8 protein-coding genes are annotated in these 6,000 nt (G+C 61.7%); 3 read left to right on the forward strand and 5 right to left on the reverse strand.

From position 1 onward, the window contains the following. Positions 1-273: 273 nt before the first annotated feature. The 3 genes from AAGA68_25090 to AAGA68_25100 are packed head-to-tail and all read left to right on the forward strand — an operon-like array spanning position 274 to position 3,034. On the forward strand, positions 274-489 hold the full coding sequence (locus AAGA68_25090; protein MEM9388351.1) for a hypothetical protein: 216 nt from the start codon (positions 274-276) through the stop codon (positions 487-489). Further along, positions 490-1,815: a phage major capsid protein gene (locus AAGA68_25095; GenBank protein ID MEM9388352.1), complete on the forward strand. Its 1,326-nt coding sequence runs from the start codon at positions 490-492 to the stop codon at positions 1,813-1,815. It begins immediately after the preceding gene. Position 1,816: 1 nt separating this feature from the next. Next, the gene (locus tag AAGA68_25100) at positions 1,817-3,034 is read left to right on the forward strand and encodes a phage portal protein (GenBank protein ID MEM9388353.1); all 1,218 of its coding nucleotides are present in this window, start codon (positions 1,817-1,819) and stop codon (positions 3,032-3,034) included. Here the strand turns inward: AAGA68_25100 and AAGA68_25105 are convergent. The 5 genes from AAGA68_25105 to AAGA68_25125 form a co-directional block, all read right to left on the reverse strand. Further along, on the reverse strand, positions 3,031-3,507 hold the full coding sequence (locus AAGA68_25105; GenBank protein ID MEM9388354.1) for a hypothetical protein: 477 nt from the start codon (positions 3,505-3,507) through the stop codon (positions 3,031-3,033). The genes AAGA68_25100 and AAGA68_25105 overlap by 4 nt on opposite strands. 421 nt (positions 3,508-3,928) lie before the next feature. Continuing rightward, entirely contained in the window at positions 3,929-4,195 is a 267-nt protein-coding gene (locus AAGA68_25110) for an HNH endonuclease (GenBank protein MEM9388355.1), read from the reverse strand. Beyond that, on the reverse strand, positions 4,185-4,652 hold the full coding sequence (locus AAGA68_25115; GenBank protein ID MEM9388356.1) for a hypothetical protein: 468 nt from the start codon (positions 4,650-4,652) through the stop codon (positions 4,185-4,187). The genes AAGA68_25110 and AAGA68_25115 overlap by 11 nt, the downstream gene beginning before the upstream one ends. Next, on the reverse strand, positions 4,642-5,145 hold the full coding sequence (locus tag AAGA68_25120; protein ID MEM9388357.1) for a hypothetical protein: 504 nt from the start codon (positions 5,143-5,145) through the stop codon (positions 4,642-4,644). The genes AAGA68_25115 and AAGA68_25120 overlap by 11 nt, the downstream gene beginning before the upstream one ends. Then, the gene (locus AAGA68_25125; GenBank protein ID MEM9388358.1) at positions 5,142-5,339 is read right to left on the reverse strand and encodes a hypothetical protein; all 198 of its coding nucleotides are present in this window, start codon (positions 5,337-5,339) and stop codon (positions 5,142-5,144) included. Before AAGA68_25125 ends, AAGA68_25120 begins: the two co-directional genes overlap by 4 nt. Positions 5,340-6,000: the final 661 nt, after the last annotated feature.

Raw genomic sequence — 6,000 nt, forward strand, 5'->3', positions numbered from 1 at the left:
CCTAGACGACGCGATAGCGAAACTGGGCCTGCCTGTCGCCCCTGGCGGCTATCTTGCCGAGAAACACTTGGCCGAGCTGCTCGACGTTAGTCGAGCGACCCTCAGGAAGCGGGTCGAGCGTGGAGCGAATCAGTTCGAGTTCATCGTTCGGGCGAACAGGCGCTTCTACAGACTGACTTCGGTCGCCGAGCACTTCTGAAGTGTGACAACGTGCGACAACGCGCTACATCTCTCAATTTTCACAGCCACAACGTACCGCTAGGATAGAAGCTAATGGGAACCGAAGCTGAAAGATTCACCCTCGCGCTGAACAACCTGATCGGAAGCTACCCTGATCTTGACGGCCGCGAAGTGCAGGCCGCGATGCGTCGCGTGCTTGAGGCGTTCTACACCGACTTTGAGCCCGTCTATTCGGCTGAAGACATACTCCGTTTGTGTGGCGAGGCTATTGCGCCCCGGTTCCAAAATGACCCACCAAAGGGGGCATAGATGCTGAACCTCGGAGACCACCTCGAGGACGTGGAATACACGCTTGAGACCAAGCGGCGAGAGCGCGACGCGCTCGTGCAGCGCTCCACGGAAGGCGAGCGCTCATTCAATAGCGACGAGATCGTCGAGTTCGACACGCTGACGGACGAGATCGAGAACCTCGAAGCCACTCACGCCCGACTGAAGGGCCTGGAGAACGAAGAGATGCGAACCGCCACGGCACCGTCCGTCATCAAGAATCGCACCCGCGGCGAGCACTTCGCCGGGCAGTCCTTCACCCGCGCGGTGATCGCTCGTGCGGCCGCCCAACTGGACAACGTCTCCCCCATCGGCATCGCCAAGTCCCGCTGGGGACGATCCGACCCGCAGATCGTCGAGTACGTCAAGGCGGCGGTCGAAGGTGGGGGATCCGGCACCGGCGAATGGGGCTCGGAGCTCGTTACGGCGAACAACCGGTTCACCGGAGACTTCATCGAGTACCTGAACTCGGTGACGGTGTTCAATCAGCTGCCGCTACGCGAGGTGCCAGCGAACGTCACGATCAAGGGCCAGGACGGCGCCGGCACGGGGTACTGGGTGGGCGAGTCCAAGGCCATCCCGGTCACCGCCATGGACTTCGACGACGTTACCCTGAAGCCCCTGAAGGCGGCCGCCCTGGCGGTGGTGTCCAACGAGCTGCTCCGCGACTCGAGCCCGGCCGCCGAGGCCCTCGTCCGCGACGCCCTGGTGGAGGCGGCCTCCCAGCGAATCGACAACACGTTCTTGAGCGACGTAGCAGAAGTCACCGACGTGAGCCCTGCCGGGCTCCTGAACGGACTGACCGCGATCACGTCATCCGGTACCGACGGCGACGCGTTGCGAAACGACATCAAGGCGCTGTACGCGCCATTCATCACCGCCAAGAACGCGAGCGGCCTGGTCCTGGTGATGCCGCCGGTGTTGGCGAAGGCCATCTCGCTGATGACAAACGACCTCAATCAGTTCGAGTTCGCCGAGCTGAACACCGACGGTGGCATGTTGCTTGGCGACCGGGTCGTCACGGGCGACAACGTGGCGACCGACCGCATGATCCTCCTGAAGCCGAGTGACATCTACAAGATCGGGGACGGAGGCATCCAGGTCTCGATGAGTCGAGATGCGATGATCGAAATGGACACGGCCCCGACGGGCGATACCCAGGCGCCGACCGCCGCCTCGGCCAACATGGTCAGCATGTTCCAGTCCGAGTCGACCGCGATTAAGGTGGTGCGCAGCCTCAACTTCGCGAAGCGCCGCGCCTCCGCGGTGGCCTACCTCACCGGCGCAAACTACGGCGCAGCTGCCTAAGGTGTGGCCCTTCGGCAAGAAGCGGAAGAAGAAGGCGCTGCAGTCGGCTGACGACGGCCGCGGCTGGTTTCCGATCCACGATTGGCAACCAGGTGCGTGGCAAGCCGATGCCGCCTATTCGTCGTCAGACGCCGTCCTGGCTCACAGCGCGGTGTTCGCATGCGTCAGCCTGATCAGCTCCGATATCGCCAAGCTGCGGCCGATGCTGCAGGCCCGCCAGGGCCGCATCTGGCAGGAGGTATCGGCCGACCAGTACCCGACCCTGACACGCCCGAATCCGTACCAGCTACCGAGCAGGTTCCAGCAACACTGGATCGAGTCGAAGCTGCTGCACGGCAACGCCTACGCGCTGAAGCGATCCAACTCCCGCGGCCGGGTCGTCGCGCTAAACCTGCTTCGCCCCGATTGCGTCACGCCGCTGATCTCCGACGGCGGTGAGGTCTTCTACCAGCTCGCCCAGAGTCGTCTGGATGGGCTCCCTGAGGACATCACTGTTCCGGCTCGAGAGATCATCCACGACCGCTGGAACTGCCTGTTTCACCCCCTCGTCGGCCTATCACCGCTGTACGCCAGCGCCACCGCGTCGCGGCTAGGTCTCAACCTCGAGGCGAACGCGAAGAGCTTCTTCGCCAACAACTCAGCACCTGGGGGAATCCTTGTGGCCCCCGGGCCGATCCCGAAGGAGACCGCAGAAAATCTGAAAGCTCAGTGGGAGGAGAACTTCTCGGGTGGCAACGCGGGCCGAATCGCAGTCGTCAGCGACGATTTGAAGTTCGAGCCGATGCGAATGTCAGCCGTCGATGCCCAAGCTATCGAGCACCTGCGGTGGTCAGCGGAGACAGTCTGCTCAACGTTCCACGTGCCCGCTCACATGGTCGGCGTGGGGCCGCAGCCTACCTACAACAACGTGAATGCGCTGAGCGTGCAGTACTACACGCAGTGCCTGCAGTCTCTCATCGAGGACTACGAGGCCTCTCTCGCAGACGGGCTACGCGTGCCCGCGGATCACCGCGTGCAGCTCGACCTCGACGGACTCTTCCGCATGGATACGGCCAGCCACATCGAGAGCCTGGCTAAGGCGGTAGGGGCTGGCGTGCTCGCACCGGACGAGGCGCGAGCTCGGCTCAACCTGGGGCCGGTCCCCGGTGGTCAGCACCCTTACCTGCAGCAGCAGAACTACAGCCTAGAGGCGCTGGCGCAGCGGGGAGCGCCGGACTAATCACCGCGTTTGGTAAACCAATCGCCGATAAGTGAGCGAAGCGCCTTCCCAGCACTCCATAGCCCGAGCGCGGATGCGAGCGAGAAGTAGCCGCGAGTAATAGAGAGTCGTGCTTCCCATACCTTCCGTCGCCCCAGCGCATCGAGGTACTCCTCGCGCATGTCACAAATGATATCTCTAAAGATGCGTTCGACGTTCCGCTTTCCCAGAAAGGTCTCTAGCAAGCTTAAAGCGCGGTGGCCCGGCGGAATGGCAACGCGCCGGGTATCGAGGCCTTTAGCGTCACCACCTGAAATGATCTTTCTCCCCCTCGCGATTGTCCTACCGTCGAGGGAACTGAGCTTGAAGTACTTGCCAAGGTAAATCCTACGGGCTTCGATACCTGATTGCCGCACCTCCCACGTAGCATCCTCCTCGAGACTTTGGATAAGCTCTTCGTAGGAGATTTGTTTGGGATCTTTATCCTCGTTCATCCCCTTTCCCCCTGAAGCACTGCCGAGGCGACCTGACGCGCTTCAAGCGCTCGCCTGCCCTCCCCAGTGATTGAAAATCGCTGACGAGGAAGGCCGCCAGCGGCTGCTGGTCCACGCTCTTCGCGAGACCTCACCCAATTGCTTTCAGCAAGCCGATCAAGCAGCACGTACACGGTGCCACGCTTGAGCCTCGGCCCGTCATCGGCCTCGGAAGCACGCACTAACTCTAAACCGTACAAGCCGTTCGGCTCGCCACATAGCAACTCGAGAATACGTTGCTGCGTCGCAGAGGGGAGTTTCATGGCTAAGTTAACCGTCACACTTTGTAAGAGTGCCGAGAGTACGCTACAGATGAGGAGACGTCAATCGCCTGTGTTACTTGGAGAGGGCTCGGCTGGTAGGCCGAGCCCAATTCCGCTGGTCAATGGAGAAGCCGCAATTGCCGGGTCACTGCCCTGCGACGCTCGTGAAACAGCTCATGGCACTCCCGACACAACACCGTCAGGTCTGACGGATGCTCCCGCCCAAGCCGCTCATACGTCCGGTGGTGCACCTCTAGCCGCTCGTCCGAGTTGCACACCCGGCAGCGGTGGAAGGCGTCCACCAGGGCGATTCGCCGGGTTGTCTGCCAGTGCGGCGACCGCAGGTAGCTGTCGTAGGTGCCGGGGAGGCGTATCTCACTGCGCATCGGTTCCCTCCTGTGCCCTTACGATCGCAGCAAGCGCGTCGTGTAGCTCGAACACCTCACCCGCGCTGCGATACGCCACCTCGTGGCTGATCGCAATGCTGTGCGGCCCCACCCCTTCGTCGTGGTCCATGTGGAGCTTGATTGTCTCCAGTGCTTGGGAGATCCGGTGGGCGTGGTGGTTCAGTCCCGCGAGCACCTCTTCGAGGGTAGAGGGTGGCTCCTCGCGAATCAGCCGAGGTCTCATGAAGTCCCCGCTGCGAATACACTCCAGTGCGCGCCGACGCTTTCGCTCATCTAGCACGTCTAGGGCCTCAATTAGCTCGCGCTGCTCTTCGTCCTGCTTCACCTGCAGCCCCAGCTCGCCCAGCGCCTGCACCTCATCGGTGATGGCTTGCATGCGGGCGTCATACTGAGCTTTGCGCGCGGCCGGATCAGTCGGGATCGGATCACTGCTCATCGCTAGCGCCCTCCGACTTTATGAGCTTTTCGAGGTCGTTGAGCGTGTCCGAAATGCGGCCGCTGTAGGAGTCCGCCACTTCGGCCAGTACCGGCGCTAGATCGCTCATCAGCTGATCGTTCAGACTGCGACGGTAGCCGATAGCATCGGCCACCTGGCTACCGAGGCCTGTCTGCTCGACAACCGCGACGACGGCGCTCGTCTCCATCAGGGCGGTCAGTGCGAAGGTGAGCTTCCGGGCTCTGCGGGTCAGCCTGCCCATCTCCTCAAGCGATTCCTCTTGCTTACGCTCCTCAGCCTGCTGTGAGGTTAGGTCGTAGCTTCGATCGCCGCGCATGAACTCAACCAGGCTCTTCTCGCGCTCATCACGCACGATCGCAATCCCGTCGCGAGCGATCTCACTCACGGTCAAGTCGGCAGCTTCGGCGTAGGTCATCACCGCGCCGGCGCCGTTGGTAACGTCAGGAGTGTCCGTCTTAGGTGATGCGCTCATTTCTCATCACCTCCCAGCCCAGCTTCCTCCATGCGTTGCTTGGCAAGGCGACTGACCGCCACGCCATCCTCGGCAGCTTTCAGCATCATGTCGATTTGGGTGATGGCCTCGGTCGCGGCCCGCAGGCGAGCGCGGATGTCTTCGACGGCTTCCGGCGAAAGCCGGATGACGTAGTCTTCGGTGGTGTTGCTCATGGGTGTTCTCCGTTGTCCGCGCGGAGTAGGCCGCGCGTATCACACTTTCATCACAGTTCGTGTGAAACGGGATGGCAACTGAGGGCACCTGTGGGCACTTTCACCGCGCACAAAGCGCTGATCTTGTTACCGTCCGGTGCCGTGGGTAACCGAGGCTTTCCGCTAGCTTTGGGACTGTTAATCACTAGGTCGGCGGTTCGAGCCCGTCCCGGGGAGCCATCCCAGGTCCACTTCGGACACCTCACGCAAGCCGCACCACACCTCACCTGAGCGGCACCTATGTAGCTAATGGAAGCGCATTCGCTCTCCAACACACCTTTGGCAAGTGGTTCCCAACATCGTGGGCGCGCGCTGGGCGTCTCTAGTGTCCTGTCCCGTAAGTTCGTTGAAGAATTCGCGGGTACTTTTTCCCCTAGGCACGTTGCTCCTCCACCCGTGGGGCCTGCCACGCTCGCCCGCCCGCCGCGCCTAGCAACAAAACGCCCGTGCGACTTCTACAACGAACTTACGGGACAGGACACTAGCCTGGATTATTCATGAGCCAAAAGAGAAGAAGGCCCTCGATGTGTTAGAAAGGTGTTACGACACAGCACTTTCGGACACAAAGAAGGCCTTCCAATGGACGACGTTACCACAGCGCAGGGTGCACTGTTCAACACAG

The sequence above is a fragment of the Pseudomonadota bacterium genome, assembly GCA_039193195.1.
Classification (GTDB): Bacteria; Pseudomonadota; Gammaproteobacteria; order Steroidobacterales; family JBCBZW01; genus JBCBZW01.

Bases quoted from the DNA above. Each gene is read 5' to 3' on its own strand.
- AAGA68_25115 (MEM9388356.1), bottom strand. From the start codon at position 4,652: ATGAGCAGTGATCCGATCCCGACTGATCCGGCCGCGCGCAAAGCTCAG.
- AAGA68_25125 (MEM9388358.1), bottom strand. From the start codon at position 5,339: ATGAGCAACACCACCGAAGACTACGTCATCCGGCTTTCGCCGGAAGCC.
- AAGA68_25090 (MEM9388351.1), top strand. From the start codon at position 274: ATGGGAACCGAAGCTGAAAGATTCACCCTCGCGCTGAACAACCTGATC.
- AAGA68_25105 (MEM9388354.1), bottom strand. From the start codon at position 3,507: ATGAACGAGGATAAAGATCCCAAACAAATCTCCTACGAAGAGCTTATC.
- AAGA68_25110 (MEM9388355.1), bottom strand. From the start codon at position 4,195: ATGCGCAGTGAGATACGCCTCCCCGGCACCTACGACAGCTACCTGCGG.
- AAGA68_25095 (MEM9388352.1), top strand. From the start codon at position 490: ATGCTGAACCTCGGAGACCACCTCGAGGACGTGGAATACACGCTTGAG.
- AAGA68_25120 (MEM9388357.1), bottom strand. From the start codon at position 5,145: ATGAGCGCATCACCTAAGACGGACACTCCTGACGTTACCAACGGCGCC.